Source organism: Sphingobium sp. AP50 (assembly GCF_900109095.1).
Taxonomy (GTDB): domain Bacteria; phylum Pseudomonadota; class Alphaproteobacteria; order Sphingomonadales; family Sphingomonadaceae; genus Sphingobium.
This window is the reverse complement of the sequence record NZ_FNYZ01000015.1, coordinates 31,718-58,302: the sequence shown is the minus strand read 5'-3', so window position 1 is coordinate 58,302 and position 26,585 is coordinate 31,718. Positions and strand designations below refer to the sequence as shown.

The 26,585-nt window shown below is 64.7% G+C and carries 26 protein-coding genes; 9 read left to right on the top strand and 17 right to left on the bottom strand.

The window, feature by feature from the left end; genetic code table 11:
• Positions 1–76 precede the first annotated feature (76 nt).
• The 3 genes from BMY84_RS20475 (at position 77) to BMY84_RS20465 (ending at position 2,597) form a co-directional block, all read left to right on the top strand.
• Positions 77–358 carry a helix-turn-helix domain-containing protein gene (locus BMY84_RS20475; protein ID WP_093086159.1) on the top strand — a complete coding sequence of 94 codons (282 nt, stop codon included), beginning with the start codon at positions 77–79 and terminating at the stop codon, positions 356–358.
• A 149-nt stretch (positions 359–507) separates the two neighbouring features.
• Positions 508–1,605, top strand: coding sequence for a Gfo/Idh/MocA family protein (locus tag BMY84_RS20470; RefSeq protein ID WP_093086157.1), 1,098 nt, complete (start codon positions 508–510; stop codon positions 1,603–1,605).
• Complete coding sequence (locus BMY84_RS20465; protein WP_093086156.1) at positions 1,602–2,597, top strand: SMP-30/gluconolactonase/LRE family protein; 996 nt, start codon at positions 1,602–1,604, stop codon at positions 2,595–2,597. The genes BMY84_RS20470 and BMY84_RS20465 overlap by 4 nt, the downstream gene beginning before the upstream one ends.
• Here BMY84_RS20465 and BMY84_RS20460 read toward each other — a convergent pair.
• From BMY84_RS20460 to dapA, 7 genes are all read right to left on the bottom strand, one after another.
• On the bottom strand, positions 2,592–3,371 hold the full coding sequence (locus tag BMY84_RS20460) for a transglutaminase-like domain-containing protein (RefSeq protein WP_093086154.1): 780 nt from the start codon (positions 3,369–3,371) through the stop codon (positions 2,592–2,594). The two genes, BMY84_RS20465 and BMY84_RS20460, sit on opposite strands and share 6 nt — an antisense overlap.
• Positions 3,372–3,978: 607 nt before the next feature.
• Complete coding sequence (recA, locus tag BMY84_RS20455; protein WP_093086153.1) at positions 3,979–5,052, bottom strand: recombinase RecA; 1,074 nt, start codon at positions 5,050–5,052, stop codon at positions 3,979–3,981.
• Between the two features lie 235 nt (positions 5,053–5,287).
• A complete protein-coding gene (locus tag BMY84_RS20450; protein WP_093018511.1) occupies positions 5,288–5,644 on the bottom strand; it encodes a response regulator in 357 nt (118 codons plus the stop codon).
• Positions 5,645–5,730: 86 nt separating this feature from the next.
• Positions 5,731–8,148: a hybrid sensor histidine kinase/response regulator gene (locus BMY84_RS20445; protein ID WP_177204104.1), complete on the bottom strand. Its 2,418-nt coding sequence runs from the start codon at positions 8,146–8,148 to the stop codon at positions 5,731–5,733.
• Between the two features lie 30 nt (positions 8,149–8,178).
• Positions 8,179–8,784: a DUF2062 domain-containing protein gene (locus tag BMY84_RS20440; protein WP_093086151.1), complete on the bottom strand. Its 606-nt coding sequence runs from the start codon at positions 8,782–8,784 to the stop codon at positions 8,179–8,181.
• Between the two features lie 4 nt (positions 8,785–8,788).
• Positions 8,789–9,271, bottom strand: a complete 483-nt coding sequence (gene smpB / locus BMY84_RS20435) for an SsrA-binding protein SmpB (RefSeq protein WP_093018507.1) — start codon at positions 9,269–9,271, stop codon at positions 8,789–8,791.
• Positions 9,272–9,386: 115 nt separating this feature from the next.
• A complete protein-coding gene (dapA, locus tag BMY84_RS20430; protein ID WP_093086289.1) occupies positions 9,387–10,265 on the bottom strand; it encodes a 4-hydroxy-tetrahydrodipicolinate synthase in 879 nt (292 codons plus the stop codon).
• A gap of 99 nt (positions 10,266–10,364) precedes the next feature.
• Here dapA and BMY84_RS20425 point away from each other — a divergent pair, with 99 nt between their 5' ends.
• Positions 10,365–12,452 (top strand): lytic transglycosylase domain-containing protein, encoded by a 2,088-nt coding sequence (locus BMY84_RS20425; protein WP_093086150.1) that lies wholly within the window; start codon positions 10,365–10,367, stop codon positions 12,450–12,452.
• Positions 12,453–12,682: 230 nt separating this feature from the next.
• The gene (greB, locus tag BMY84_RS20420) at positions 12,683–13,168 is read left to right on the top strand and encodes a transcription elongation factor GreB (protein WP_093086148.1); all 486 of its coding nucleotides are present in this window, start codon (positions 12,683–12,685) and stop codon (positions 13,166–13,168) included.
• Here the strand turns inward: greB and BMY84_RS20415 are convergent.
• Positions 13,156–14,028, bottom strand: coding sequence for a LysR family transcriptional regulator (locus BMY84_RS20415; RefSeq protein WP_093086147.1), 873 nt, complete (start codon positions 14,026–14,028; stop codon positions 13,156–13,158). The two genes, greB and BMY84_RS20415, sit on opposite strands and share 13 nt — an antisense overlap.
• Positions 14,029–14,177: 149 nt before the next feature.
• On the opposite strand from BMY84_RS20415, the gene bla reads away from it, so the two are divergent.
• Complete coding sequence (gene bla / locus BMY84_RS20410) at positions 14,178–15,020, top strand: subclass B3 metallo-beta-lactamase (protein ID WP_256215331.1); 843 nt, start codon at positions 14,178–14,180, stop codon at positions 15,018–15,020.
• A gap of 2 nt (positions 15,021–15,022) precedes the next feature.
• Here bla and BMY84_RS20405 read toward each other — a convergent pair whose 3' ends face one another.
• The 6 genes from BMY84_RS20405 to aspS form a co-directional block, all read right to left on the bottom strand.
• Positions 15,023–15,208, bottom strand: a complete 186-nt coding sequence (locus BMY84_RS20405) for a hypothetical protein (protein ID WP_093018497.1) — start codon at positions 15,206–15,208, stop codon at positions 15,023–15,025.
• Between the two features lie 77 nt (positions 15,209–15,285).
• Entirely contained in the window at positions 15,286–16,605 is a 1,320-nt protein-coding gene (locus BMY84_RS20400) for a methyl-accepting chemotaxis protein (protein ID WP_093086144.1), read from the bottom strand.
• 72 nt (positions 16,606–16,677) lie between these two features.
• Positions 16,678–17,460, bottom strand: a complete 783-nt coding sequence (locus BMY84_RS20395) for a polyphosphate kinase 2 family protein (protein WP_093086142.1) — start codon at positions 17,458–17,460, stop codon at positions 16,678–16,680.
• A gap of 1 nt (position 17,461) precedes the next feature.
• Positions 17,462–17,845: a type II toxin-antitoxin system VapC family toxin gene (locus tag BMY84_RS20390; RefSeq protein WP_093086141.1), complete on the bottom strand. Its 384-nt coding sequence runs from the start codon at positions 17,843–17,845 to the stop codon at positions 17,462–17,464.
• Positions 17,842–18,216 (bottom strand): hypothetical protein, encoded by a 375-nt coding sequence (locus BMY84_RS20385; RefSeq protein WP_093086139.1) that lies wholly within the window; start codon positions 18,214–18,216, stop codon positions 17,842–17,844. Before BMY84_RS20385 ends, BMY84_RS20390 begins: the two co-directional genes overlap by 4 nt.
• 115 nt (positions 18,217–18,331) lie before the next feature.
• Positions 18,332–20,128 (bottom strand): aspartate--tRNA ligase, encoded by a 1,797-nt coding sequence (gene aspS / locus BMY84_RS20380; protein ID WP_093086138.1) that lies wholly within the window; start codon positions 20,126–20,128, stop codon positions 18,332–18,334.
• Between the two features lie 128 nt (positions 20,129–20,256).
• Here aspS and rnd point away from each other — a divergent pair, with 128 nt between their 5' ends.
• From rnd to BMY84_RS20365, 3 genes are all read left to right on the top strand, one after another.
• Complete coding sequence (gene rnd, locus BMY84_RS20375; RefSeq protein WP_093086287.1) at positions 20,257–21,423, top strand: ribonuclease D; 1,167 nt, start codon at positions 20,257–20,259, stop codon at positions 21,421–21,423.
• An 11-nt stretch (positions 21,424–21,434) separates the two neighbouring features.
• A complete protein-coding gene (locus BMY84_RS20370; RefSeq protein ID WP_177204103.1) occupies positions 21,435–21,737 on the top strand; it encodes an I78 family peptidase inhibitor in 303 nt (100 codons plus the stop codon).
• Positions 21,738–21,836: 99 nt separating this feature from the next.
• The gene (locus BMY84_RS20365; RefSeq protein WP_093086136.1) at positions 21,837–22,220 is read left to right on the top strand and encodes a nuclear transport factor 2 family protein; all 384 of its coding nucleotides are present in this window, start codon (positions 21,837–21,839) and stop codon (positions 22,218–22,220) included.
• Here BMY84_RS20365 and BMY84_RS20360 read toward each other — a convergent pair.
• The 3 genes from BMY84_RS20360 to thrC form a co-directional block, all read right to left on the bottom strand.
• Complete coding sequence (locus BMY84_RS20360; RefSeq protein ID WP_177204102.1) at positions 22,202–24,079, bottom strand: diguanylate cyclase; 1,878 nt, start codon at positions 24,077–24,079, stop codon at positions 22,202–22,204. The genes BMY84_RS20365 and BMY84_RS20360 overlap by 19 nt on opposite strands.
• Before the next feature lie 188 nt (positions 24,080–24,267).
• Complete coding sequence (locus tag BMY84_RS20355) at positions 24,268–25,137, bottom strand: class I SAM-dependent methyltransferase (protein WP_093086135.1); 870 nt, start codon at positions 25,135–25,137, stop codon at positions 24,268–24,270.
• A 5-nt stretch (positions 25,138–25,142) separates the two neighbouring features.
• Positions 25,143–26,543 (bottom strand): threonine synthase, encoded by a 1,401-nt coding sequence (thrC, locus tag BMY84_RS20350; RefSeq protein ID WP_093086133.1) that lies wholly within the window; start codon positions 26,541–26,543, stop codon positions 25,143–25,145.
• Between the last annotated feature and the right edge of the window lie 42 nt (positions 26,544–26,585).

Sequence of the window (26,585 nt, the reverse complement as noted above, 5' to 3'; positions counted from 1 at the left end):
CGTTAGCGCTAACGAATCTCAGGACAGTCCGGCCAATATGGGGCTGTCTCCGGCAGATCGAAAAGGGAGAGGATCGATGCATATCGCGACGGATTTGCACCATTTACCCGATCGTCAGGATCGCTACGCCCCGGAACCCCCGCACCTTACGCCGACCCAGATCAAGGTCATGCGCTGCGTGCATTCGGGCCTGCTCAACAAGCAGATCGCCTATGAACTGGGCATGGCGGAGGCGACGGTGAAGGTTCATATGACCGCGCTGATGCGCAAGCTGAATGTCCGCAACCGGACCCAGGTGGCGATTGCCGCCGGGCATTTTGGCTGGATGCGCCCGACGCTGGGCCACGCCGCCGACTGACATTTTCTCGAGCGACATGACCTCCTGTTGATTCGTCATTGCGAGCGCAGCGAAGCAATCCACCGGCGCGCTCATGGATTGCTTCGCTGCGCTCGCAATGACGGCGCGGGGCGGCCAAAGTCAGCTCGCTCTAGCCGTTGGAGAGCATGATGGACCGGTCCAGACGGGAAATGATGGGCGGTATCGGCGCGGGCCTGGCGCTGGCGGGCATGGCTGGCCCTGCCTTCGCGGCATCGCGGAAGGTCGGCTATGCGATCGTGGGACTTGGTTCCTATGCGACGCGGCAGATCATGCCCAATTTCGCGGGGTGCGATCAGGCGAAACTGGTCGCTTTGGTCAGCGGGACGCCGGCCAAGCTGGCCCAATATGGCGATCAATATGGCATCCCGGCGACGCACCGCTACAGCTATGCCGATTTCGACCGTATCCGCGACAATCCCGATATCGACGCCGTCTATGTCGTGCTGCCCAACAGCCTGCATGCGGAATATGTGATCCGCGCCGCACAGGCGGGCAAGCATGTGATGTGCGAAAAGCCGATGGCAGTGTCCGCGGTGGAATGCGAGGCGATGATCGCCGCCTGCACTAAAGCGGGCAAGAAGCTGATGATCGGATATCGATCACGGTTCGAGCCCTATAACCGGCTGGCGATAGAGTTGGCACGGGGCGGGCATGTCGGACCGACGCGGCTGATCACGGCCGAGCATGGCTTTTCGGCGCAGCCCAATCAGTGGCGGCTGGATAAGCCTTTGTCGGGCGGCGGGTCGCTGATGGATATCGGCATCTATAGCCTGAACGCCGCGCGATACCTGACCGGGGAGGAACCGGTGGAGGTGAGCGCGGTGGAGAGTACCGACCGCAGCGATCCGCGCTTTGCCACGGTGGAGGACCGGATCAATTTCATGCTGCGCTTTCCGTCGGGGATCATCGCCAACTGCATTTCCAGCTATAGTTCGGGGCATAATGGCTATCGCGTGATCGGCACGCAGGGGTGGATCGATATGGAACCGGCGACGCCCTATAGCGGACAGAGCATGACGATCCGCAAGGATGGCGTGACCGCGCCGCGCACTTTGCCCGTGCCGGCCAAGAACCAGTTTGCGGGGCAACTCGATCATCTGGCCGAATGCATCCAGCGCGGGACGACGCCGATCGTGCCGGGCGAGGAAGGGCTGGCCGATCTGCGGGTGATCGAGGCGATCTATCGGTCGGCCGCGGAAGGCCGCAGCGTGCGGCTGGGCGCATGATCGGGCGGCGAACGGTGCTGGCGGGGCTTGGCTGCTTGCCGATCGCGGCTGTTGCGCGGGCGGCGGATGCGGCGGGCGTGGTGCGGATCGATCCGAGGCTGGACCGGATCATTGACCCTTCAGCCCAGGTTGAATTTCTGGCGAGCGGCTTTCGCTGGGCCGAAGGGCCGGTCTGGGCGGCGCGGCAGGATTGCCTGCTCTTCAACGATCCGCCCTCCAACATATTGTATCGCTGGCGCGCGGGGGATGGGGCGAAGCCTTTCCTGTCGCCGTCGGGGTTGCAGACGCCGGTTCCGGCCGGGATCAGGGAAGCCGGGCTGAACGGGCTGGCGATCGATGCGGACGGCGCGCTGATCGCGGCGGACAGCGGGACGCGGGCCATCGTGCGGATCGACCTTGCCAGCGGGGAGCGCCGCATATTGGCCGACCGGTTTGAGGGGAAGCGGTTCAACAGCCCCAATGATCTGTGCATCGCGGCGTCCGGTGCGATCTATTTCACCGATCCGACCTATGGGCTGGCGGAGGGCGATGCGTCGCCGCTGCGCGAACTGGACCGGTGCGGGCTGTACCGGCTGGCGCCCGATGGGACTGTCACGTTGCTGGATGACGATCATCGGCGGCCCAATGGTGTTGCCCTGTCGCCGGACGGGCGCACGCTTTATCTGGCACTGTCGGACGAGAAGCAGCCGGAGGTGCTGGCTTATGCGCTGGATGATGATGGCCTGCCGACGGGGCGGCGGCTGTTCCGCGACATGCGGACGGAACTGGCGCGCGGGCTGCCGGGCCTGCCCGACGGGATCAAGGTGGATGCGCGGGGCAATCTGTTCGCGACCGGGCCGGGCGGCGTGCATGTCTGCGCGCCGGACGGGCAGTTGCTGGGGATGATCCGCACGGGCAAGGCGATCGCGAATTGTGCGATCGATGCAGTCGGCGGGCGACTGTTCCTGACATCCGCCGACAGGCTGGCGGTGATCGGCTTGCAGCCGCTATAGTCGGGTTACCGTGATCGACTGGGCGTTCATGACGGCATTGCCGAAGGCGGTCATGAAGGCGATGTCAGTGGCGTCGCGGCCGACCGCGATGCGGACCATGGTTTCCACCGGCGCGAGGCCGGTTGCGTCAACGATGTGCCAGGCGCCGTCGAGCCAGACCTCCACCACGGCATGAAAATCGGGCGGATCGAGATCGAGCGCATAGACCGAGACGAGTCGGGCGGGAATGTCGCGCGAGCGGATCAGCGCGGCGGTGAGATGGGCATAGTCGCGGCACACCCCCTGCTGCGCGACGAAGGTGTCGGCGGCAGTGGTGGTGACGTTCGAACTGCCCGGAACATAGACGAGATTGGCGTGCACCCATTCGACCAGCGCATGCACCAGCGCGCCCCCTTCCAGATCAGGGAAATGGCCGCAGACGAAGCTGACGAAACGGTCCGCCTCACAATAGCGGCTGGGCCAGATGAAGGGCAGCACATCTTCGGGCAGGCTGGCGAGCGGGCTTTTGTGGAGGCTGGCGATGTCGACAATCGGGCGTTCGACGTCGAGCGTGGCGCGATAGGTGCTGACCATGCGGCCGACGCCGGTGCGGGTCCAGGTGCGGCGACCGACGCCGCTGCCGCCGACCTTGTTGGTGAGCGGCCCGGCATTGTTGATGATGTGCGACTGTTCGATCACCAATTGATCGGGGAGCGCGGCCGCCTCCACCGCGAGCAGCACGTCGGTCTGCTCGGCAAAATCATAGTCGAGGATCGCTTCGATCGCGACGCGCATGGCGATGGGGTCCGGATGTCAGAGGGGGCAGGACCGAGTCGGCCTGCGTGGTGCAGCATCGTGGCGGCGCAAGGGGTTAGCAAGCGGATTGCATATGATGCGGGTTAAGCGGAGCACTTGGAGTATGGTTCCGTTCGGCCTTTCGACTTCGCTCAGGAGAGGCTGTCGAAGCCTCGTTCTAGCCTTCAAGAAGAACGACCCCCTTCGACTGCCTGCCAAGGCAGGCGCGCAGGACAGGCTCAGAGCGAACGGTTTGAGGGGTGATCTCGATCCAATTTAGCTGGATTTGATGGCTTTTCTGGCGCTGCCGGGAAGTCAGCGTAAGGGTTCTCGACAGGCTCGAACCGAACGGATGTGATGCAGATGGAAGGTGAGGCGTGGTATCCAGTAGGCCTTAACTTCGCATGTTTCCCGCGAATCCTGTTCTTTTCTTGCGCTGCCTTGATCCTATCGGAAAGCCCCTGCCCTCACCCACCGCCGTTTGGCCGGAACGGTAAAAGGCCCGTCGCGCAGGAAGCGCGGCGGGCCTTTTCGGTGCGTGATGCGCAAGGCGGGCGAGCCTGCAAGGGTGGCGTCCGGCTGATCCGGCCGGGCGCCGATCCCGTGCTTATTCGCTATCATCCTCCGCATCGGGTCCGGTCATCATCCCTTCGGCGACCTGTTCGGTCTTACCGCGGATCGCCTTTTCCAGCTTGTCCGCCAGTTCGGGATGTTCCTTGAGAAAGGTTTTGGCATTTTCGCGACCCTGGCCGATGCGGACCGAGTCGTAGGAGAACCAGGCGCCCGACTTTTCGACCAGCCCGGCCTTGACGCCCAGGTCCAGCATCTCACCGATCTTGGAAATGCCTTCGCCATACATGATGTCGAATTCGACCTGCTTGAAGGGCGGCGCGACCTTGTTCTTGACCACCTTCACCCGGGTCGCATTGCCGACGATATCGTCGCGATCCTTGATCTGGCCGGTGCGCCGGATGTCGAGCCGGACCGAAGCGTAGAATTTGAGCGCGTTGCCGCCGGTCGTGGTTTCCGGATTGCCGTACATCACGCCGATCTTCATGCGCACCTGGTTGATGAAGATCACCATGCACTTGGAACGCGAGATCGAGCCGGTCAACTTGCGCAGGGCCTGGGACATGAGGCGGGCCTGAAGACCGACATGGCTGTCGCCCATCTCCCCCTCGATTTCAGCGCGCGGCACCAGCGCGGCGACCGAATCGACCACGAGTATGTCGATCGCGTTGGAGCGGACCAGCGTGTCGACGATTTCCAGCGCCTGCTCGCCGGTGTCCGGCTGCGACACGATCAGTTCGTCGATGTTGACGCCCAGCTTCTTGGCATAACCAGGGTCAAGCGCATGTTCGGCGTCGACGAAGGCCGCCGTGCCGCCGCCCTTTTGCGCTTCGGCGATGGCGTGGAGCGCCAGCGTGGTCTTGCCCGAGCTTTCCGGGCCATAGATTTCGATGATCCGCCCCTTGGGCAGGCCGCCGATGCCCAGCGCGATGTCGAGGCCGAGCGAGCCGGTAGAGATCGCCTCGATCTCCAGCTTTTCCCGGCTGCCCAGCTTCATGGCGCTGCCCTTGCCGAAGGCGCGGTCGATCTGCGCGAGCGCCGCGTCCAATGCTTTCTGTCTGTCCATGTTTCCCGTCTTCTTGGAATCGATGAGTGAGAGCAGTGCAGTCATCGGCCAGTCCTCTGTCAAGGGAAACGCATGATATCGTGCGTCTGGACGATGATGTATCCTGTTTGTTCTACAAGAACAAGAGGGGAACGGAAATTTCCTATTCGCCTGCGGTTCCCAGCTTCGACAGCCTCTCTAGCCGATGAAATCCCTCATTGCGAGCGCGGCGAAGCCATCCAATGTCGTGCCATGGATTGCTTCGCTGCGCTCGCAATGACGAAATTGGTCGGACGATAGTTTAACCGCCCAGCACCTTGCCCAGCGCGCGTTCGACCGCGCCGATGGTGAAGGGCTTGGCAAGGGTTGGCCGCCCGGCATGGTCGGACGGCAGATCATCCGCCATGCCGCCAGTGGCGAAGATGAAGGGAATGTCGGCCTGTGCCAATATGTCGGCCACGGGCCAGCTTTTTTCGCCCTGCAAATTGCAGTCGACCAGCGCCGCATCGAAACCGCCGGCGCGCGCCTGATCGCAGGCTTCATCGACCGTGGCGGCGATAGCGTGCAGCCGGTAACCGAGCGCATCGAGATAATCTTCGAGCATCATCCCGATCATCGCCTCATCCTCGACAATCAAAATGCTCTTCGCGTCCGACATGCGCTGTTTTCCTTTATTCGTAACAACGAATCGCTATCCGATAGGCGCGCGCTTGCCTAGCCTGTTCCGATTGATCTGACGCAAGATCACTCCGCCGCAGGCCGGGCCAGCAGCGCGTCGCGCGCCGCTTCGGCAAGCTGGTTGACCGAGAAGGGCTTGGGCAGGAAGGCGACATTGGCGATGTCGATCGACTTGCGCAGCTGTTCCTCGGCATAGCCCGACATGAAGAGGACCGGCAGGTCGGGATGGGTGCGGCGGGCGTGGGCGACCATGGCGGGGCCGTCCATGTTCGGCATCACCACGTCGGAAATCAGCAGGTCGATCTGCTCGCCGCCGTTCAGCACTTCCAGCCCCTGTTCGCCGTCATTGGCGGTCAGCACCTTATAGCCCTGTCGCGTGAGCGCGCGTTCGGCGACGGCGCGGACCATATCCTCATCCTCCACCAGCAGCACCGTGCCGGTGCCCCAGGTTTCGGTGCGCGGCGCGGCGGGCTTCACCTCCACCGGCTGTTCGGCGTCGGCCCCGGCATAGACGGGGAGATAGATGACGAAGCTGGCGCCGCGTCCCAGTTCGGATTCGGCGAAGATATAACCGCCCGACTGCTTGACGATGCCATAGACGGTCGAGAGGCCCAGGCCGGTACCCTTGCCCAGTTCCTTCGTGGTGAAGAAGGGTTCGAAGATTTTGGCGAGAATATCGGGCGGGATGCCAAGGCCGGTGTCGGACACGCGCAGCGCGCTGTAATCGCCGGCGGGCAATATCTGCTGGCGCATTTCGCGGACGCGGGCGGCGGGCACGGCATAGGTCTGGATATTGACGGTGCCGCCTTCGGGCATGGCGTCGCGTGCATTGACCGCGAGGTTGACGATCACCTGCTCCATCTGGCCGGGGTCGGCGCGCACCGCGCCCAGATTGCGGCCATGGGTGACATCCAGCTTCACATTTTCGCCCAGCAGGCGTTTCAGGAGCGTCGAGACGTCGGCAACGATATCTGGCAGTTGCAGGATTTGCGGGCGCAACGTCTGTTGCCGGGAGAAGGCGAGCAACTGGCGGGTCAGGCCGGCGGCGCGGTTGCTGTTCGATTTGACCTGCTGAATATCGTCATAATCGCTGTCGCCCGGCGTATGGCGCATCAGCATCAGGTCGCAATGGCCGATGATGGCGGTCAGGATATTGTTGAAATCATGCGCGACGCCGCCGGCAAGCTGGCCGATCGCCTGCATCTTGGTGGCCTGCGCGACCTGCCGCTTGAGCTTGCTCTCCTCGCTATTATCCTTGAGGCTGAGGAGCACGGCCGCTTCGCCAAGACCGCGCACGCCCGCCAGGCTGAGCGCGACCGGATCGTCGGGCGTGTCGCGCATCCGCACGGCGATGTCGCCGGACATTTGCGGGCCGACGGCAAAGCGGCGCACCGCATCGGCCACCGCCGCCTGATCTTCGCGCACGACAAGGTCGCCGGGATAGCTGGGTTTTTCGCCATCCTTGAGGCCGGCGACGCGCGCAAAGGCATTGTTGACGAAGAGAACGCGGCCGTCGCGATCCGCCATGGCAAGGCCGAAGGGCAGCAGCGAGAGCAGGGTTTCGATATAGGACAGTGCGGAAGTGCCGCCGCCGCCCGCCGGTTCATCGATCAGCAATAGCAGCATCGGGCCGTCCTGCGCCGATGCCTGCGACCCGTTGGGCTGGGCGGCGCGCTTCAGGGGCACTTGCAGCAGGCGCAGCGGCAGGCCGCCCTGCTCTTCCCGCGCCAGGAACAGACGCGCCTTGTCATCCACGCGCATATGGGCGGCGAAATCGCGGCCGGTGATATTGGCGTCGATGCGACCCGCTGCGCGCAGCAGGAAGGCGCCATTGGCGGCGCGGATGCGCCCTTCCCCGCCGATCATCACCGCCATGATGCCTGCCTCGCCAAGCTGCCGGCCAGCTTCCCCGGTCAGGAAGCGATGCACGTCATCCAGCGCGCTGGGCTGGCGAACGGGGGTGAAGCGCCAGAGGAGATAATCCTCCGTCCGGCCGGTGCGGGTGATGTCGACGTCAAGGCGCAGGCCGCCCTGCACCATGCCTTCATAGCGGGCCTCGCCATCGCGCCAGGCGGCGCGGGCGGCGGTGGAGAGGCTGGCGGCCAGCGCTTCGTCCGCGGTGACGGCGGGCGGCGTGGGATAGCCGGGGAACCATTCGCCGAACAGGTCGCTGGCGCAGACCAGACGGCCGGTGCGGTCGGTAACGGCGATCGCCATGCTGGACGCATCGGCAGCGGCGCGGGCGACGGTCCAGTCGGGCGTGGCTTCGCGGTCGGAAATCTGCGGCGGATAGAGATGCTGATACCAGGTGAGCAGCGCGGCGGCGGTCAGGATTGTCGCGCCGAAACCGGCGGCCAGCGCCCAGCTTCCCGCCGCATAGAGGACCAAAGCGGCGGAGGCCAAAGCGGCGAGAACCAGCAGCGGCAACGCAATGCGCGAGCGCGGCTGAATCAGCCAGGCCTCTTCACCTCTTTTCAAACCCATACCCCTGATGCGCACGTCGAACAGCCAGCGTCAGACGCGGGCGGTTTCCTCCAATGCGCTGCTTTGATGGACCTTGCCAATCCTCAATTTGCGCGCCTGCCATTTGCGGCCCATGCGATGGCGCCAGAACCAGTCGGACAGGAAATAGCCGATCACCGCGCTGGCGAGCGAAATGAGGAACAGGCCGAGCAGCATGGCGGGCGCCGCTTCGGATAGCAGCCAAGTGGTCCATTCGCGGACCGTGGCGTGACCGTCTACCAGCGCCATGAAGCCGGTGGCGTCGGCGCTGCGGCCCAATATCCAGTTGCCCAGCCATACCGATGCCATCAGGATCAGCGGCGTGGTGGCGGGATTGGACAGGAAGGTCATCGCGGCGGCGACCGGGATATTGGCGCGGAACGGCAAAGCGAAGAGCGCCGCCCCGGCAATCTGCACGCCGGGTATCAGGAAGAAGATGCCCACGAACAGGCCCAGCGCCACGCCGCGCGGCACCGACCGGCGGGTGAAGCGCCAGAGTGAGGGTTCCAGCACGCGATGCGCGACCGGGGCCAACACCTTGCTCTGTTCCAGCGATTCGCGGGTGGGCGCATTGGCATGCCACCAGCGGGCCAGACGCCCCTGCTGCCGATTGCTCATCGGATCAGCCCTTGTCCCGCATGATGCGCTGCTGGTCGCGCTTCCAGTCGCGTTCCTTGATGCTGTCGCGCTTGTCGTGATTCTGCTTGCCCTTGGCCAGCGCCAGTTCGACCTTGGCCCGGCCCTGGCTGTTGAAATAGACCATCAGCGGCACCAGCGTCATGCCCTTGCGCTCGACCGCGCCGTGCATCTTCTGGATCTCGCGCTCATGCAGCAGCAGCTTGCGCGGGCGCTTGGGCGTGTGATTTTCGCGGTTGCCATGGCTATATTCGGGGATGTTGCTGTTCACCAGCCACACCTGATTGCCCTTCACCTCGGCATAGCTTTCGGCGATATTGCCTTCGCCCCCGCGCAGCGCCTTCACCTCGGTCCCTTGCAGGGCGATGCCGGCTTCGAACACGTCCTCGATAAAATAATCGAAACGCGCGCGCCGGTTCTCGGCGACGATCTTCTTCTTGTCGAAGGTGGCAGGGCGGGGACGGGCCATCGGTCTTTTCTAGTCTTCCATTCGTGTCGAGCGCGGTCGCTCATTATACGCGGCGCGCCTCTCCTTTATTCCGTGCCAGTGCCCGGAGCCGTCAGGATATGGTGTCGGCTGTGCCTTAAACCAATCCCGCAATCTCCAGCGCGCGATCGACCGCGGCACGGCTCGATTCCGATGGCCAGGTGATCGGCAGGCGGACCGCGCCGGGCATGTCGGGGCGAACCCGCGACAGCGCATATTTGACCGGACCCGGTGAAGAATCGCTGAACAGCGCGTCATGCAGGGGATAGAGACGATCCTGAAGCGCCAAGGCGCCATCCCAATCATGCGCCGCCATCGCCGCCTGAAAATCGGCGCACAGGCGCGGCGCGACATTGGCGGTGACGCTGATGCACCCGCTGCCGCCCATCGCGTTGAAGCCCAGCGCCGTTTCGTCATTGCCCGAAAGCTGGCAGAAGTCCGGGCCGCAGGCCAGACGCTGCGCGGTGACACGCCCCAGATTCCCGGTGGCGTCCTTGATCCCGACGATCGACTGATATTCTTCCGCCAGACGATACATGACCGGCACGCCGATATCGGTGATGGTGCGGCCGGGTACATTGTACAGCACGATCGGCAGGTCGCAGCGTTCGGCGAGATAGGCGAAATGCTGGTAGACGCCATCCTGATTCGGCTTGTTATAATAAGGCGCGACCACCAGCGCGGCGTCCGCCCCGGCGGCCTGCGCCGCATACATATGCTCCAGCGCGATTCGCGTGTCGTTGGACCCGCAACCCGCGATCACGGGGACGCGCCCGGCGGCCTGATCGACGCAGATGGCGATAACCCGATTATGCTCCTCCACCGTCATGGTGGCGCTTTCCCCGGTGGTGCCGCAGGGGACGAGCGCGCTCGATCCTTCGGCAATCTGCCAGTCGACAAAGGCGCGAAACGCCGTCTCATCGATCCGGTCATCGCGAAATGGGGTGATCAGAGCCGGAATCGAGCCCGAAAACATCATTAAACTCCTTCAAATCTCCGGGCGGCCGGGGCATGATCAAATCAGCGGGGCGCTATAGCGCGTCATTCAGGGCCTGATAAGGATGCAATGGGGATAATGTCCAGCATGCGCGCCTCAACCCATGTCGAAAGTTACATCATCCGCATGCCGATTATTGCCCTATTGCTCATGACCGCCGGTGCAGGCGCGCAGACCGAAGTCGTGCAGCCGCTGCCGCCCGAATATCCGGCGCAGGGGCCGGTGGTGCAGCAGCTCCCAGGGCAGGACGCCCATCCCAGCCCCTGGCAACAGGTGCAGAGCCGGATCGGCGTGGCGCAGGATGGCAGCATCGCGGGCACGATCAGCCAGTGGCGCGCACTGCAATCGAGCGATGCCCTCGGCTTTTCCACCTATGCCAGCTTCATGATCGCCAATCCCGGCTGGCCGGGGGAGGACCGGATGCGGCGGCTGGCCGAAACCGGCATCAATCCCGACAGTTTCGATCCGGTGCAGGTCACGACCTTCTTCGCCCGATTCCCGGCGCGCACGGCGACCGGCCATGCCCGCAACGCGGTGGCGCTGATGCAGATGGGCCGGATGGACGAGGCGCGAGTGGCCGCGCGCAATGCCTGGATCGGCGGATCGCTGTCCCCCGCGGACGAAGCGCGATTGCTGTCACTGTTCGGATCGAGCCTGACGCCGGCCGATCATGACCTGCGCGCCGATGCGCTGCTGTGGGGCAATGACACGACCGGCGCGACCCGGATGATCGCCTATGTCAGCCCGGCGCGGCGGGCCGCGTTCGAGGCGCGGATCGCCTTCCGCCGGAAATCGCCCGACGCGCCGATGCTGATGCAGGCGGCCGAGGCGACCGGCGCGAGCGACGCCGGTTTCGTCGCCGACAAGGCGGTGTGGCTGCGCGACAGCGGCAACTGGGTCGCGGCGCGGCAATATCTGGCGAACCGCAATGCCGTGACCTACCGGCCGAGCAATGCCGAGAAATTCTATGAAGTGCTGCTGAATCAGGCGCGGGCCGCCGCGAATGACAGCCAGTGGAGCTTTGCCTATGGCATCGCCAGCAAGATCGACGATGCGGTCGCGCCCGGCGTGCAGATGAGCGATCAGCCGATCGGCGTGCGCGACGATTATACGAGTCTGGCCTGGCTGGCGGGCAGCACCGCCTTCTATAATCTCAATCGCCCGACCGACGCTGTGACGATGTTCCGCCGCTATGCCGATGCGGCCAAATCGCCCCAGACCCGGTCGAAGGGCTATTATTGGGCCGGCCGTGCCGCATTGCAGGCCGGGGATGCAGCCAGCGCGAACAGCTATTTCAGTCAGGCGGGCGTCTATCCCGACCAGTTTTACGGGCAACTGGCGCTGGAGCGGCTGGGTCGGCCGATCCCCGCCCCCGCCACGGTCGAGCGGCCGGTGCCGATCTCCGCCGCAGAGCGCGCCGCTTTCGACAGCCGGTCGGTGGTCCGCGCGGTCGCGGCGCTGGGGCAGATGGGCTATTGGGAGGATCAGAGCAAATTCGCCCGCGCCATCGCCAACAATGCTGACAGCGATACCGACCATTATCTGGCGGCCGAACTGGCGCAGAAGATCGGCCGCCCCGACATGGGCGTGATGGTGGGGCGCCGCGCCGTTTCGAGCGGCCTGACCGGCTATGGCCAGAGCGCCTTCCCGCGCGTGCCGGTGCCATCCGAAGCGCAATATAACTGGACCATGGTCCACGCCATCGCCCGGCAGGAAAGCCAGTTCGACAAGCAGATCGTGTCGCATGCGGGTGCGCGCGGGCTGATGCAGCTGATGCCCGGCACCGCGCGCGAGCAGGCGGGCAAGCTGGGCATGGGCTATAATCCCGGATCGCTGAACGAGCCGAGCTATAATATCATGCTGGGATCGGCCTATTTCCAGCGGATGCTGGACTATTATGGCGGCAGCTATCCACTGGCGGTGGCGGCCTATAATGCCGGGCCGGGCAATGTGAACAAATGGGTGCGCGCCAATGGCGACCCCCGTCTGCCCGGCGCGGACATGCTGCGCTGGATCGAGCAGATCCCGATTTTCGAGACGCGCAACTATGTGCAGCGGGTGCTGGAAAATGCCGTCGTCTATGAGGCGATGAACCCGGAGCGGGCGAAGTTCCGGGGGACCAGCGCGGTGTTGAGTCGGTATCTGGGGAAGCAGACGCCGGGGTGATTCTGGTTCACGCGGAGGGCGTCGGTCGGCAGGCTGGTCCTAATTATTTTTTGCGCGCAGAGGCGCAGAGGGCGCAGAGAGATTTGAGGGCCGTTACGCGGCAGGCTTTCGGCCGCAGGCCGCTCCAGAAAATCTCCGCGCCTCCGCGCGAATATTTATAGCTCGGCGTCCTCTGCGCCTCTGCGCGAACCAAATTGCGCAACATCCCCGACACAGGATAAGGCAGCGGCATGACCACGCCCTATCCCAATTATATCTCCCCCGAAGGGTTCGCGAAGCTGCGGGCCGAATATGACCAGTTGCTGGGCGTGGAACGGCCGGCCATTGTCGAGGTGGTGAGCTGGGCGGCGGGCAATGGCGATCGCAGCGAAAATGGCGACTATCTTTATGGGCGCAAGCGAATGCGCGAGATTGACGGGCAGTTGAAGCGCCTGTCGAAGAAGATGAAGGACGCCAAGGTCGTTGACCCCCGGCAGCAGCCCGACAAGGGCAAGGTCTATTTCGGCGCCACCGTCACCATCGCCGACGAGGATGACAACCACCGCACCGTGACGATCGTGGGCAATGACGAAACGGATGTGGATGCCGGGCGGATCGGCTGGGGATCGCCGATGGCGCGCGCGCTGCGCGGCGCGGCGCTGGGCGATCTGCGCCGCGTCCGACTGCCGGCGGGCGAGAAGGAATATGAAGTGATGGACATCGTCTATCCGGTCTGAACCGTTTGGCGCAGCCAGCCCCGAAAGTCCGCCATGGCCGGGCTGTCGGGACGGGACATGAGGCGGGTGAGCCAGTAGCCGCCCAGGTCGATCGAGGCGGCGAAGGGCCGGACCAGCTGGCCGGTGCGCAGTTCATGGTCGAACAAGGCGGGCGGTGCGAGCGCGACGCCAAGGCCACGCAGCGCCGCCTGCACCATCAGGATCGAGCTGTCGAACAGCGGCCCGCGCAGGGGTGGGCATGGCGCGCCGGCGGCGGTGAACCAGCGAGGCCATTCATCGGCGCGGTAGGAGCGCAGCAGGGTCTCGCGGGCGAGTGCGGCAGGATCGGGCATGCGCGCCGCCAAGTCCGGCGTGCAGAGCGGGGCGAGTGGCGCGCGCAGGATCGGCTCCGCATGGGTGCCGTGCCAGGCGCCGTCGCCGAAGCGGATGGCAAGGTCGAGCCCCTCCCCCGCCAGATCGACGCGATTATTGTTGGTCATGATGCGCAGATCGACATGCGGGCAGGCGCGGGCGAAATCGTCCAGCCGGTCGAGCAGCCAGCCGCCCGCAAAGGTGCCGACGACCCCCAGGTTCAGGATTTCGCGGGGGCGGCCACCCTCGATCCGGCTGAGCATGGCGCCGATCCGGTCGAGCGCGTCGCCCATGACCGGCAACAGCGCACGGCCTTCATCCGTCAGCATCAGGCCACGCGGCAGGCGGCGGAAGAGCGGCGCGCCAAGCCGCGCCTCCAGTTGCGCGACCTGCTGGCTGACCGCGCCCTGACTGACGCAGAGTTCGATCGCCGCCTTGGTGAAGTTGAGATGGCGGGCCGCTGCTTCAAAGGCGCGCAGGGCGTTGAGAGGCAGTTGAGCGCGATCCATGAGCCAGAAAGCATAAGCTGACCTCATGGCTCTGTCGAGAAATGATGCTTTGTGGCGGAGCAGCTTGGGCGGCAATCTGGCCTTCATAAGGGAATGGAGGCGAAAAGATGCAAAAGATGGGGCTACTGGCTATTAGTCTGGCTGGGATAATGATGATGGGAGCGGGCAAAGCGGACGACCCGCTGACCCGGCCGATCGCGCCCGACTATGCCAAGCGCTGGCTGGCGCCGCAGCCGCCGGTGCGCTTGCATGGCCGGACCTATCTGGTCGGCTTTGGCGGGCTGAATGTCGCGCTGATCCGCACCAGCGCGGGGCTGATCCTGATCGACGGCGCGGTGCCGCAGGCGGTGAGCGATATCGAGGCGAAGATGCGGGCGCTGGGCTTTTCGATCCGACAGGTGAAGCTGATCCTGAGCACCGAGCCGCATTTCGACCATGCCGGGGGGATAGCCGCGCTCGCGCGGGACAGCGGCGCAACGGTGATCGCCAGCGGCCCCGCCACCACCGTGCTGCGTCAGGGCGGTGGTGATCAGGACGATCCGCAGGCGGCCTGGCTGGAGCGCTTTCCGGGCGTCACAAAACTGCGCGTGGCGCGTGACGGGGAGGTTATCCGGCTGGGCGACACGGCCATCACCGCCCATGCGACGCCGGGCCATACGCTGGGCAGCATGAGCTGGAGCTGGCAAAGCTGTGAGGGGAAGGATTGCCGGACGATCGTCTTCGCCGCCAGCCTCAACCCGATCGCGGTGGAGGGCTGGCGCTTTGCCGATCCGGCGCATCGGCGCTTTGTCGACGCCTTTCGCGGCAGCTTTGCCAAGGTGAAGGCGATGCGGTGCGACATGCTGATCGCATCGCATCCGCTGGATGGCGATGCCGGGCGGGTGGCGCGCCTGATGAAGGCGCGCACGCCCAATCCCTTTATCGACCCCAATGCCTGCCGCCGCTACGCCGGGCGGGCGGACGCGGCGCTGGGGAAGAAGCTGGCGGAGTGAACCTATTCGTGCGGGCGGAGGGCCTGATTGAGACCTTCCAGCACGGCGGCGATCGGTTCGGTCACGGTGACGCTGCGCCCCTCACCAAAGCGGATGCGGGTGCCGTCGCTGACCTGGGTGACGAAAGTGACTTGCGCAGGGTTGACCGCAGTCTGGGTGCGATCGGTGCCGACGAACATCACGAGCATGGCGTCCTCTCCTTTTTATGGGCGACCATGCTAGCGCTTTCCGGCGCGGACGCCAGAGGAGAGTTGCGGCGAAATGTTCAGGCGGCGTGCATGGCCGCAATGAAGCCGCCGGCGCGCTGTTCCAGCCGGTGGGCTTCGTCCGCGAGTCTGTCGGCCACGTCGCGCATGCCCCGTGCAGCGAGGACGCTGGCCTGAGCATTGTCGCTGATCTGGCGGGCGCCCGCGCGGATATGGGCGCTGGAGGCGCCGGCCTCCGCCACGCTGTCGGCTATGGCGCGGCTGAAGGCGCTTTGCCGGGCGACCGCTTCGAAAACGGCGGCGGACAGGCGATCGGCGCGGGTCATGGTGGCGTCCATATGGGCGTGGCCGGATGCGACGTCGGCAATGGTGGCGCGGATATGATCGATCCGGCCCGCTATGCCGGCGGCGGCTTCGCGTGTCTGCTGGGCGAGCGACTGGACTTCGCGGGCGACCACGGCAAAGCCCTGCCCGGCTTCTCCGGCGCGCGCGGCCTCTATCCCGGCGTTGAGGGCGAGCATGGCGGTGGCGCGGGCGATATCATCGATCAGGGCGACGACTTCGCCGATACCGTCCGCCTCGACCCGCAGGGCATCGCTGCGCAGCATGCCGGACCGGCTGTGGGCGGCGGCCTCGGCGATGGTGGCGCCGGCATCCTGCGCTTCGGCCTCCATCGACTGGAAAAGCTGGCTGAGATCCACCCCACCAGCCGCCAGTTGCGCCAGCCGTTCGGCGGTCTGGGCGGCGGCGACGGCCATGGCGGCGGAATCCGCACTGTCGCCGGCGGCGCGCTCGGCCGACTGGCTGGCGAGGCCTGCCAAGCGATCGGCCATGGTGGCCATGTCGGCGATCATGCTGGCGATATCCTGCCGGAAATCGGCGCTCTGGCGGGTGATGCGATCGGCCCGTTCGGCCCGCGCCAGCGCCACGCGCGCATCCCGCTCGGCCGTGAGGCGCAGCAGCAACGTGCCGCCCAGCACCCCGGCATAGCGACCCTGCGTGGTGACGATCAGCCCTTCGCAGCCCGCCCCCTGCCCGGCGAACAGGTCGACCAGCGCCTCTATGTCGGTCGCCTGATCGACATGGGCGCAGGGCCGGACATGATCGTCCAGCCGACCGCCAAAGCTGGGATTGCGCAGCAGAGCATGGCCAAAGGGGTTGAACAGGATGCGGCGCATGTCGCGTTCGTAGATGGCGCCGACCGGGTGATCGACCGCATCCAGTACCGGCAGCAGGCGCAGCGCGGAATCGTGCTGGAACCAGTCGACCGCTTCGCTGAGCGGCTGGCCGAGGCGAACGATGGGCGAGCGATCGGCCAGAGGAGGATCGGCCAAAGGAGGATCGGACAGAGCGGACAGGGCGGGTCGGCGTGGGGACATGACGCCGACCTAACGCCTGAATGGTAAATGCCGCGTTAGAATTTCATGACACTTTTATGACAAGTAACTGATTTACTTCGCTTTATATCCGAATGCCTCCCGCGCCAGACTGACCACGGCGGGGTCGGCTTCGGGGAAATCCATGGGCACCAGCTTTTCCAGCCGATCGGCGACATAGGTCAGCGCGGCGATCCGGCCGGCTTTGCGGTTGTTATTGTCGATCACCTGCCAGGGCGCGATCTTGCTGTCGGTCTTTTTGAACATGGCGTGCATGGCGTCGAGATAATCGTCGCGGCGGGCGCGGTTGCGATAATCGTCGGCGCCGGTCTTCCATCGCTTCCACGGGGTATCGAGCCGCTGGGCGAGCTGTTCGTCCTGCACTTTCTGGGTGATGTGGACGAACAGCTTCACGAAATTCGTGCCGGCCTGCGCCAGTTGCGCTTCGAAGGCGTTGATCTCGTCATAGCCGCGCTTCCAGTCGGCCTTGCTGCAAAAGCCCTCGACCCGCTCCACCAGCACGCGGCCATACCAGCTACGGTCGAAGATGGCGATGTTGCGGCTGGCGGGCAGACGGGTCCAGAAACGCCAGAGGAAATGATGGTCGCGCTCCTCCTGCGTCGGGGCGGATATGGGATGGACCTGATAGTAGCGCGGGTCCCAGTCGGCGCTCAGTCGCTTGATGATGCCGCCCTTCCCCGCCGCGTCCCACCCTTCCAGCAGGATGACGCTGCGCCGGCCGTGGAGGATATGGGCGACCTGTATCTTGGCGAGGCGATGCTGGAGGGCGACAAGGTCCGCCTCATAATCGCCCTTATATTTCGCGCCCTGTTCATAGTCGGCAAGGTCGATGGTCATGTCAGGACACTCCGATACAGGGGACGCCATAGCGCAGGATCAGGCCATCATCGGTCATGATGCGGGCATCTTCAACCTGCGCCTGCGCGATGAGGAGATGATCGAACGGGTCGCGATGCAATAGTGGCAAAGCTTCCAGTGCATGCAGATCGGCAGCGCGAATGGGCAGGGTTGCGACACCCTGCCCATCCAGCCATTCCAGCATGTCGGCGCCACGTTCAGTCAGTTTGCCGATGCGGCACTTCACCGACATTTCCCATGGCGACGCGATACTGGCCATGACCCGTACCCGTGGATCGGCGATGATACGCCGGGCCTTAGCCCCAAGTCTGGGATCGTCCCGCAACCACCAGATCAGGACATGGGTATCCAGCAGCAGTCTCATGTCTTGGGCGGCGGCTCTGGCCAGGGCAGGTCATTGTCCTTGCCCTCAAAAGCATCGAGCAGCCATTGGGGCGTTTCGTTGAAATCATCAGCGATCCACATGTCCCGCAAGGCACCCGGCTGGCGCGGCTTGCCGTCGCGGGTGTAGACCCATTTGCCGTCGATCAACCATGGCGGGCCGTCCGGTTTCTGGTCGGGCGGAGGCGCCGCATAGGGCATGGACATGTCACACACCTCCTGCGGATCGGCGCCGTTGGCGAGGCCATTGAGATAATCCCGCACCAGCGCCGACAGCGACGTACCCAGTTCGGCAGCGCGAATGCGCGCCTTGCGATGGGTGTCGTCGTCCAGGGCGATGGTGACGTTCTTCATGCATCCTGTGTACCACAGTTTCACAGGATGGTGGAAAGGATCAGTCCGAAACGGATGTAAAAAGGGGCGCGGGACCATGGTCCCGCGCCCCTTTTTGATTTGCTGTTGGAACGGATCAGCCCTTCGTCTGCGGCTCCACGACGCGGACATGGAGTTCGCGCAGCTGCTTGAATTCGGCGGCGCTGGGGGCGCCCATCAGCAGGTCTTCGGCGCGCTGGTTCATCGGGAACAGCGTGATTTCGCGCAGATTCTGCGCGCCGCACAACAGCATCACGATGCGGTCGACGCCAGCCGCCATGCCGCCATGCGGCGGGGCGCCGTACTGGAAGGCGCGGTAGAGGCCACCGAAGCGCTCCTCCACATCCTGCTGCGACAGGCCGACCTTCTCGAACGCCTTGACCATCAGTTCGGGCGACTGGTTGCGGATCGAACCCGATGCGATTTCAAAGCCGTTGCAGACCATGTCATATTGATAGGCGTTGATCGTCAGCGGATCCTGATTGTTCAGCGCGTCCAGACCACCCTGCGGCATGGAGAAGGGATTGTGGGCGAAGTCGATCGACTTCGAATCCTCATCATATTCGTAGAAGGGGAAGTCCACGATCCAGCAGAGTTCGAACCGATCCTTGTCGATCAGGTTCAGCTGTTCGCCCACACGAATACGGGCGAGGCCGGCGAGCTTGGCCGCCTGCGATTCCTTGCCGGCGGCGAAGAAGACGCCGTCATTGGGGCCAAGGCCCAGCGCTTCGATCAGCTTGGCGGTCGCTTCCTCGCCATGATTCTTGGCGATGGGGCCGCCGGGCACACCATCCTTGATGTTGATATAACCAAGGCCCGAATAGCCTTCGCCGCGCGCCCATACGTTCATCTCGTCGAAGAATTTGCGGCTGCCAGCGCCAGCGCCCGGCGCGGGGATAGCGCGGATCACGCTGCCGCTTTCGACCAGCGAAGCGAAGATGCCGAAGCCCGAGCCGACGAAATGCTCCGTCACATCCTGAATCAAGATCGGGTTGCGCAGATCGGGCTTGTCGCTGCCATACTTCAGCATGGCTTCGGCGTGCGGGATGCGCGGGAAGCTGCCCGCCGGGGTCACGGGCTTGCCCTCGGCAAACTCCTCGAACACCTGGGCGATGACCGGCTCCATCGTGTTCCAGACATCTTCCTGCGTGACGAAGCTCATTTCGAGGTCAAGCTGGTAGAATTCGCCCGGCAGACGATCGGCGCGCGGATCTTCGTCGCGGAAGCAGGGCGCGATCTGGAAATAGCGGTCGAAGCCGGCAACCATCAGCAACTGCTTATATTGCTGGGGCGCCTGCGGCAGGGCGTAGAATTTGCCGGCATGGATACGCGAGGGGACGAGGAAGTCGCGCGCGCCTTCGGGCGAGGACGCGGTCAGGATCGGCGTCGAATATTCGGTGAAGCCGACATCTTCCATGCGGCGGCGCATGTCGCGGATGATCTTCGTGCGGGTGACGATGTTGGCGTGCAGCGTTTCGCGACGCAGATCGAGGAAGCGATAGCGCAGGCGGATATCTTCGGGATAGTCCTGCTCGCCCGCCACCGGCAGCGGCAGTTCGGCGGCGATGGAAAGCACCGTCACGACGTCGGCTACGACTTCGATTTCGCCGGTGGCCATGCGGGGGTTGATCGCTTCGGCGGCGCGGGCGACGACCGCGCCCTCGATAGTCACGACCGATTCAAGGCGCAGGCTTTCCAGCGCACGGAGCGGATCGCTGTCCGCCTTCGCGACGATCTGGGTGATGCCATAATGATCGCGCAGATCGACGAAGAGAACGCCGCCATGATCGCGCTTGCGATGCACCCAGCCCGATACGCGGACCTGATTGCCGACTTCGCCCCCCACATCGGCTAGGGTCAGGGCGCCGCAGGTGTGAGTGCGATAGGCGTGCATGGCGTTTTGTATCTTTCAGATTCGTTTTACGGAAATGACAAACTGTTGCAGCGTCGCTATGCCCGGTCCTGTCAAGCATTGACGAGCCCGTGAGCGACGGGCCAGCCCATAATAAGATCGAAGACCATATGCAAATTCATCCGCTGATTACCGACAGCAAGACCCTTGCCGATTTCTGCGCCCGCATTGCGAAATCCCCGTACATCGCCGTCGATACCGAATTCATGCGGGAAAATAGCTATTGGCCCGAACTGTGCCTGGTGCAGGTTGCAGACCCGCACGAAGCCGCGGCGATCGACCCGAAGGCGCAGGGGCTGGACATGAAGCCGCTGCTGGACCTGCTGGTCAATAATGAGGATGTGCTCAAGGTCTTCCATGCCGGCGGGCAGGATATCGAGATTGTCCACAACCTGACCGGCAAGACGCCGCATCCGATGTTCGACACGCAGATTGCGGCCATGGCGCTGGGGCTGGGCGAGCAGATCGGTTATGGCAATCTGGTCGATGCGTGGATGGGCGTGCAGCTGGACAAGGGCGCGCGCTTTACCGACTGGGCGCGGCGGCCGCTGGACAAGCGACAGATCGACTATGCGATCGGCGACGTCACCTACCTCATCCAGATCTTCCCCAAGATGCTGGAAGAATTGCGCAAGACCGGGCGCGGCGACTGGCTGGATCAGGAAATGGAGCGGATCAGCGATCCCAGCCATTATGAAAATGATCCGTCGCAGGCATGGCAGCGCGTGCGCATCGCCAGCAAGAAGTCCGACGTTTTGGGTCGGCTGAAGGCGCTGGCGGCATGGCGCGAGATCGAGGCGCAGGACAAGAATCTGCCCCGCGGGCGCATCGTGAAGGATGAGACGCTGGCCGATATCGCCAGCCATCCGCCGCGCACGCAGGAGGATCTGGGCAAGGTACGCGGGTTGAGCGCGACATGGCGGAGCAATGATATCGGCGCGCGGCTGATGAACGCGCTGGCCAAGCATCAGCCGCTGGGCAAGGACGAGATGCCTGAGCGCGATCCCAAGCGGCCGGGTCTGGGCAAGGACGGCGCGCTGGTGGCGGATTTGCTGAAGCTGCTGCTCAAGATTCGCTCGCGCGACATCAATGTCGCGGCGCGGCTGATCGCGCGGACGGACGATATCGATGCGCTGGCGGCGGGCGTGCGGGAGGGCCTCTCGATCCTGCAGGGCTGGCGTTATGAACAATTTGGCCGGGACGCGGTTGATCTGGTCGAGGGCCGCATGGCCTTTGCGGTCAAGAATGGCCGGTTGAAGATGACGCGCACCGAATGAGGAGATGCGAGATGCGGATGGCGTTTGTGGGGTTGATGGCGCTGCCGCTCGCCGCCTGTGCGGGGGCCAATGGTCAGGGACCGGAGACGCCGCCCGCCGCATCCTCCGAGGGGCCTTGCCGCAATGACGGGCTGGACCGGTTCGTCGGGCAGAAGGCGAGCGCGGAACTGGGCGCGGAACTGCTCCAGGCTTCGGGCGCCAAGACGCTGCGCTGGGGCGCACCGGGCATGGCGATGACGATGGATTTCCGTCCCGACCGGCTGACCGTCAGCTATGATGAGGCTATGGTGGTTACGTCCGCGCGGTGCGGGTAATTCTTCCCCTCCGTTCGCTTCGAGCCTGTCGAGAAGCGGATAGCGCATCCTTCTCGTTTCTCGACTGCGCTCGAAACGAACGGCACCTGGATTTTGATTATGACCGCTGCCGCCGATCTGGCCATTCGCATGGCGCGTGCGACCTTCAATCGCGCCTTGGCTGAGGCTGACCTGAACGCGATCGGGCCGCTGCTGGCCATGAACGTCGTAATGGTGACGGGCACGGACAGCGCGGTGATCAGCGGGCGAAAAGCGCAGTTGATGGCCTGGAAGCGCGAGTTCGCGGCGAAGGCGCGGATGATCTACACCCGCACGCCCGACCGGATCATCGTGTCGCCCGTCGAGCCGATCGCCATGGAACATGGCCGCTGGCAGGGCGCCGTCGATGGCGTGGTGCAGGCGTCGGGCGATTATAGCGCGAAGTGGCGCGATAGCGGCGGCGACTGGGTGATCGAGGCGGAAATTTACCTGACGCTTGCCTGAGCCGGGGCCGGCTTCGAATCGCTGTCACCGCCGTCATCGACAACCGGCATGTCGAGGATGATGCGATTGCGGCCGCCCCGCTTGGCGCGATAGAGCGCGGCGTCGGCGGCCTGCAACAGGGTCGATCCGTCTCGCGCCATGGGTTCCGCCCAGGTCGCGATGCCGAAGGACATGCTGGTCGATCCCAGCGCGCGTCCTCCCTGTTTCAGCACGATTTCGCTGATGCTCTTGCGGAGCAGTTCGACCCGCGCCGACAGCGCCTGCGCGGTGGTGCCGGGCGCGATGATGGTGAATTCTTCCCCACCATAGCGGCAGACGATGTCGCCATCGCGGAAACGGCTGCGCATTTCGCTGGCCACCGACTGAAGCACGCTGTCCCCGGCATCATGGCCGAATTCATCGTTGAACCGCTTGAAATGATCGACGTCGCACATGACCACACTGAGCGGGATGCCGGACCGGCGCGAGCGGGCGATCTCGATCGCCAGCGCCTCCTCCATATAGCGGCGGTTGAACAGGCCGGTCAGCGGATCGCGGATCGTCTGTTCGCGAAGGCCGCGCTGGAGGCGGTGGTTGACCAGCGCGGAGCTGATATTTTCCGCCATCACGGTCAGGCGGAAGCGATGTTCTTCGCCGACTACGCCCTGAAGATAGAGAGTGCCGATCACTTCACCACCGGCCAGCAAAGGCTCGCAATGATAGATGGTGTCGGACTCGACATGGGCGCAAACAATGTCGCCGCCCGGCTCGGCGACGAAATGGCTCTGCCCGCGACGCAAGGCCCAGCACTGGTCCGGCGCGAAGCCCTCTGCGCGCGGGACATAGCCGCTCCATCCCGCAATCGGGATCAGCAGATTGCGGCTGTTATTATGGGCATAAAGGCCACCGGGAATGCCGGGCAGCACGCGCGGCACGAACACGCCGATCACCTGCGCCAGTTCCTCGTCCGTGCGGGCGGCCTGCATGCGGTGCGCCATGCCGCCCAGCAGTTCGATCACCTCACCCCGTTCCCGCAGCGTATCGCTGTTGTTCATCAGTTCGGCATGGGCGGCCTTGAGTTCCCGCTCGCTGCGTCCCTGATCGGCGATGGCGGCCTGTAGCTGGTCGGCCATGGCGTTATAGCCGTCCGCCAGCTCTTCAAACTCGCGCGATCCCATCGGTTCGGTGACGCGCACGTCCCGCTCCCCCTGCCCCAGCGCGGTCATCGCCTGACGGATGAGACCGGCGGGTCGGCGGATGCCCCAGATGAAGAGCAGGGAGATGGAGAGGATCAGCAGCGCGAGCAGCGGGCCACCGACGAGCGCCAGCTTGCGGACCCAGGCGAGGCGATGGTCCGCAGCCTCGATCCGGCTGGTGCGCAGCGCCCGTTCCTCGATCAGGAAACTGTCGACCCGCAGCGACACCATGGCCATCAGGTCGCGGCCGCCGCCGCTGGCGATCACGGCCCGCGCCTGATCGAAATCGCCCCGTCGGGCCTGATCGATCGTGCCGCGCAGCATGGCGATGCGCCGTTCGACCAGCGTCCCGACTTCGCGGGCGCGCGCATTCTGGGCGGGATTGTCGGCCGTCAGGGTAACGACCTGGCCGACAGCCTGATGCGCGTCCCTGATACGGGCATCGACGGAGTCCGCGAAACTGGCGTTACGGGTGAGGACGAAACCACGCTGACCCGATTCGGCTTCGCGCAAAGCGGCGAAGGCGTCGTCCATCGTCTCGATCACCTGCGCCGAATGCGTGACCCAGCGGAAGCTGTCGCGGGTCTGGATCGACGCATCGACCAGCATCCAGATAAGCGCCAGCAGGGCCAGCATGACCAGCAGGCCGAAAGTGGCGATCCTGGCGGTGAGAGACGAGAACATGGGCGACCCTGATTGTGAGTCGCAACAATATCAGTCACGTCACTGTGAATAAAGGAAGATGCGGCACGGCTCGCCGCATCGCAGGCCTGGAGCATGATGCGCTTGGATTGAGCCGCATCATGCTCCAGGAGTCTTTTGTTTTCCGCATTTTGCGAGCCGTCATCTGTTCCAGATGACTTCAAAATGCTCTAGCGGCGCCAGCGTGCCCAGATGGCGGTGGGCAGCGCGATGCCGCGCGCCTCTTCCCGCACGGCCAGTTCACCCGCATCGACCGTGCCGGGCAGGTCGGCAAAGGCCTGACGCAGCAATTCGCCGATCGCCAGCGCCGACATGCGCACGGCATAGACGGTCAGGAACAGGAAACGGCTGTCGGCGTCCAGCAGCGCGCGGCAATTGGCGATCAGGCCGGGGAGATCCTCCTCCAGGCGCCAGACTTCACCATCGGGGCCGCGACCATATTTGGGCGGATCGAGCAATATGCCGTCATAGCGGCGGTTGCGGCGCACTTCGCGGGCGACGAACTTGGCGGCGTCCTCCACGATCCAGCGGACGGGCTTGTCTTCCATGCCGGAGAGTGCGGCGTTTGCACGGGCCTGCGCCACCGATTTCTTCGATGCATCGACATGGACCATGCGCGCGCCACCGGCCGACAGGGCCAGCGTGCCGACGCCGGTATAGCCGAACAGGTTCATCACCTCTGCGTCCGGCTTGTCGGCATAGCTGGCGCGCAGTTCGTCCCAGATCGGCGCCATGTCGGGGAAGAAACCCAGATGGCGGAAGGGCGTGCAATTCGACTGGAAGGTCACTTCCTTCCAGTGCAGCGGCCAGCCTTCGGCCGGGACCGGCTTGTCATAATACCAGCGGCCGCCGCCATCCTCGTCCGATCCGGGGATGAATTCGCCGTCGGCCTTCCAGTCGGTCGTCGCCGGCTTCCACATCGCCTGCGGTTCGGGGCGGATGAAGCGGAAGCGGCCATAGCGCTCCAGCTTTCGTCCGTCGCCCGAATCAAGCAGGCCGTAATCCGACCAGGGTTCGCCGATGAGGGTCTTGAGTTCCAAAGGGCTTAGCCGCGGGGGGTCGCGCGTTCGGCGACATAGGCGGTGACCGCCTCGAACGTGCCGGGCAGCTTGGCATAGCTTTCCTCACGCGAGAACAGGTCGCCCACGCGCGAAGGCAGCGGCGGACGGGTGCCGGTGGCGCGCTCGACCGCGTCGGGGAATTTGGCGGCATGGGCGGTCGCCAGCGTGACGACGGGGATGGCGGCATCCACGCCGGCGGTGCGGGCAGCGGCCAGACCGATCGCGCTGTGCGGGTCGATGATCTGACCGGCCGCATCATAGGCCCAGCGCATCGCCATGGTCATGCCATCGGCATCGACGCGCGAGGAGGAGAAGAGGCGCGCCGCGCCTTCCCTCTGGGCGTTGGTGAGGCGCATCGCCTTGCTGGCTTCGAAGCCGCGCATCTGTTCGGCGAGCACCAGACCATCGCGGCCGCCGGCAGCGAACAGCAGCCGTTCGAAATTGGAGCTGACCTGAATGTCCATGCTGGGGGTCGCGGTCGCCACCACCCGACCCTGGCTATAGTCGCCCTCGGCCAGTGCGCGGTGCAGGATGTCGTTGACGTTGGTCGCGACGATCAGCTTCGCGACCGGCAGGCCCATCTGCGCGGCGACATAGCCGGCGAACACGTCGCCGAAATTGCCGGTCGGAACCGAGAAGGCGACTTCGCGATGCGGCGCGCCAAGGCGCACGGCGGCGTAGAAATAATAGACGACCTGCGCCATCAGCCGCGCCCAGTTGATGCTGTTCACGGCCGAGAGGTTGAAGCGACTCTTGAAGTCGGCGTCGTTGAACATCGCCTTCACCAGCGCCTGCGCATCGTCAAAGCTGCCGTCGATGGCGATGTTATAGACGTTGGGCGCCAGCACGGTGGTCATCTGGCGGCGCTGCACGTCGGACACGCGGCCTTCGGGATGGAGCATGAAGATGTCGATCTTCGCCCGGCCCGCGACGGCATCGATCGCGGCGGAGCCGGTGTCGCCGGAGGTGGCGCCGACGATGGTCAGATGATCGTCACGGCGCGAGAGGAAACGTTCGAACAACTGGCCGAGCAGTTGGAGCGCAACATCCTTGAACGCCAGCGTCGGGCCATGGAACAGTTCCATCACCCAATGCTGATGATCGAGCTGAACCAGCGGGGTCACGGCCTGATGGCTGAAGCGGCCATAGGCGGCGGTGCAGAGTTCGCGCAATTCCTCTTCGGTCAGCGAACCGGCGACGAAGGGGCTCATCACCCGGACGGCGGTTTCGACATAGGAGAGGCCGGCAAGACCGCTGATCTGGTCGGGCGTGAAGGCCGGCCAGCTCGTCGGCAGATACAGGCCGCCATCGGACGCCAGACCGGCCAGCGTCACATCCTCAAAACCGAGCGCGGGCGCGCTCCCCCTGGTGCTCTGATATTGCATAATGGGAAAGCGCGGTAGCGATCCACGCGCGCCGGAGCAAGC